A 2682-nucleotide genomic window follows, 5' to 3' on the forward strand; every position below is an offset into this window, starting at 1 on the left:
GCAGCATCTACATGTATTGGTACACTTATTTTTGCTGTTTTATTGTATTCTTCAATTAATGCATCTAATGCTTTTATATCATCAAATTTCCCTGTATATGTTATTCCAAGTAATGCTGCTATACCAATTGTATAGTCATCTACATAATCTAAAACTTTGTCCATATCTAAACTCATATGTTCTTCATCCATTGGTACAGTACGCATCTCTATATCCCAGTATACACAGAATTTTTCCCAACAAACTTGGTATCCTGAAGATACTACTAAGTTTGGTTTTTTCTTTGTTGTATCTATTCCTAATTTTTCTGCTCTGTTTCTCCATCTAAATTTCATAGCCATACCACCAAGCATACATGCTTCTGATGATCCTACTGTTGATGTTCCTATATAGCTTAACTCTTTTGGTGCATTCCATAAGTTTGCTATCATATCAACACATCTATTTTCCATTTCTGTTGTTTGTGGGTATTCAGATTTATCTATTGCATTTTTTTCTAATGTTTCTGCCATAAGTTGTGTTGCTTCATCTTCCATATATGTTTGACAGAATGTCGCTAAGTTAAGTCTTGCATTTCCTTCATTCATTAACTCATCTTTTATTAATCTATACGCTATGTTTGGAGCAATAGAATCTTTCCCTATCACGTCTTTTGGAATATTAGAGCCAGACTCTATTGTCCCAAACACTGGTGTACTATAATCATCTTCTTTTTTAAATAACATTTTGAAAAACCTCCCTGAATTACAATGCTTGTCTTTTTTATTAATTAATTTTATTTATATTATCTACTCTTCTTTGATGTAATTGAATAGATTACAAAAGGTATTAATACTGTTACTACAAAACTTACACTTAATATAGTTAAATATTCATGTATACTCTTACCAACTAACTGACTTGGTGGGAAAAATGATATAATCAATGCAAATATTGAAGTTAAGAAACCGCATGCGGCAACTATTAATTTAAATGTTTTTCCACCAGGAACTTGATAAGAACGTTTTAAATCGTCTCTTTTTAGTATTAATTTAAAGTACCCTATGAAGAATAGTAAATATCCAACTAAATATATAACTACTGTTAGTGATATAGCTGTAAGGAATGAAACATTGTCTCCTCCACCGCCAAGTGTAAGAACCGCTGCCCATATTGTAACTACTATTCCTTGTACGAAAACTAAGTTTACTGGAACATCATGTTTATTAGTTTTAGTTAATGATTTTGGTAAAATTCCTTTTTGAGCTGCTATGTACATACCTCTTGAAGGTCCTACAACCCATGCACTAACTTCACCCATTACACCTAATGCTAATAGTAATGCTATTAATTTTACAATCCATGTTCCATTTGGTATAAAATGTAGTATTAAAACTTTAAAAGTATCAACTACTCCTGAACTTAAATTTAAATCACCTTGTGGAATTACAGCTGCAACTGTTAATCCTCCAATTGTGTTAAGTACTATAGCTACTATAACTAATATAATCATAGCTAATGGATAATTGCGTTTTGAATTCTCTAATTCATTTACATGTGATGCTGATGCTTCAACACCCATATATGCTAGTATAAATGATACAAAAACAACTAATGTATTTACTTTTGAAAAGTCAGGAACAAAATATCTAGCTCCTATCTTTACATCAATTGGATTACCTTGTACTAAATAAGCTATAGATATTCCAAATAATATTATTGCTGGTATAGCTATTCCAAGTATAAATCCAGCTTTTGCTATTTTAGCAGTATTCTTTGTTCCACCTAATTGTGTTAATGTTAATCCCCAGAATATAACTAAAACTGCTATAAATTTTAAAACAGGAACATTGTTTAATGCATTCCAGTTGAATATATATGAAACACAACCTAATATAAAATAAATCATTGTTACAAATCCAACTGTTATTTGGAACCATTGGAAAAATATCGCTGCAAATCCGAATCTTTCTCCTAAAGTATTTCCAACCCAAGCAAATATTCCACCTTCTTGCCAGCCATCAACTGTGGCCATTTCTGCTGCACACAATGCTACAGGTAAAAACCATAATATTCCTCCAAGTAAAAGGAAAAATACTAAATTGAATCCTGATGTAGCAAATGTAGGATACTCATATACAGTCATAACCATTGATGCAGTCATTGCAAAGAATGCAAACAAAGTAAGTGAATTCCCTTTAGCTGCGTTTTCTTCTTTCATGTCAATCATCTCCTATTTTGTTTTAATTCTTCTCAATGTAAATTATCATAGGCCTAAAATAATTTTTTAATTGTATATTGTATATTTACCCCATTATAATCCTATTAAACTTTTTTTGCAAAAAAAGTTTCATTTTATTTTCATTTTGCAATTTAAGTTTCATAAACCTTCAATTTAACAAACAATAAAAAAAGTCTTAGTATTTTTTAAATAATACTAAGACTTTTTTCAATCTATACTATATTTTTTATATTAGTGAGTAAATCCGTAAACTTTATTTTCTGGTTCTTTACCATGAACTAATACATTTGCATCGTTTAAATCGTTTATTGCTGTTTTTAAATCTCTTATAAATAATTCAGCCATATCATGACTTAAGTCTGCTCTACATACTATACGTTGTATTATTGTTTTGTCTAAGTTGATTGGTAATGGATATGCTGGTATTTGCCATCCTTTCATTGCTAATCTATCTGCTAAAT

Annotated in this window: 2 protein-coding genes and 1 pseudogene; all 3 read right to left on the reverse strand. The window is 30.0% G+C overall.

What is annotated here, in order from left to right; all coding sequences use genetic code 11:
• A partial coding sequence (locus tag RWY47_RS04595; protein ID WP_316030255.1) for a pyridoxal-dependent decarboxylase occupies positions 1-725 on the reverse strand: 725 nt, incomplete at its 3' end.
• Positions 726-784: 59 nt separating this feature from the next.
• Positions 785-2200, reverse strand: a complete 1416-nt coding sequence (gadC, locus tag RWY47_RS04600) for a glutamate:gamma-aminobutyrate antiporter (RefSeq protein WP_021430438.1) — start codon at positions 2198-2200, stop codon at positions 785-787.
• Between the two features lie 252 nt (positions 2201-2452).
• Positions 2453-2682: pseudogene (locus tag RWY47_RS04605) on the reverse strand (glutamate decarboxylase); the annotation flags it as partial.

The organism is Paraclostridium sp. MRS3W1, from assembly GCF_032465715.1.
Classification (GTDB): Bacteria; Bacillota; Clostridia; order Peptostreptococcales; family Peptostreptococcaceae; genus Paraclostridium; species Paraclostridium dentum.